Raw genomic sequence first — 537 nt, 5'->3', positions numbered from 1 at the left:
GGCGGAGTCGGCGATCTTCACCACGTTCCCGCCATCGCGGTAGCCGACGACGCTGATGTAGTGCCCGCCCTCGAAGGAGTGGATACCACCGTCGGTGTCGGTGGTGGTGCCGGCGATGTTCGCGACCACGGCCCGGCCGTCGTCGACGGTCTTCACAACGTCGGCGCGCAGCTTGTCGGTCTGCTTGTCATCCGCGGCGGGCGTGCTGATCTCCACCGACCGGTAGGCGTCGTTCTTACCGGTCTCCTTGTTCAGGACGGGGGTGATGTCGTTGATGGAGTTGGTGCCGGCTTCGGTGGTGCCCATCTCCTTGGCCATGGCGTCGACGCTGATGTCCTTGCCCTGCACGGACAGGGCGTTACGGGCGGCGGCGGGGCCGCAGTAGTAGAAGTTCGGCTGGGCTTCGTAGCGCACGCCGAGCTGACGCTCACCGGCGGGCTTGCGGTCGGTCTGGGTCTGCGACGCCGGCTTGCTGGTGTTCGGGGCGGCGAAAGCGGTGGTGACGGGGCCGGCGATGGCACCGCCGGTGAAGGCGAG

The 537-nt window shown here is 68.0% G+C and carries 1 protein-coding gene; it reads right to left on the bottom strand.

Annotated features, from left to right (window positions below; genetic code table 11):
- Positions 1-537 (bottom strand): C39 family peptidase (locus ACX27O_RS33050; RefSeq protein WP_458940605.1); only part of this gene is annotated, 537 nt, incomplete at both ends.

The organism is Micromonospora sp. SD19 (assembly GCF_054462275.1).
The sequence above is the reverse complement of the archived record's forward strand: the minus strand, read 5'-3'. Positions and strand labels throughout refer to the sequence as shown.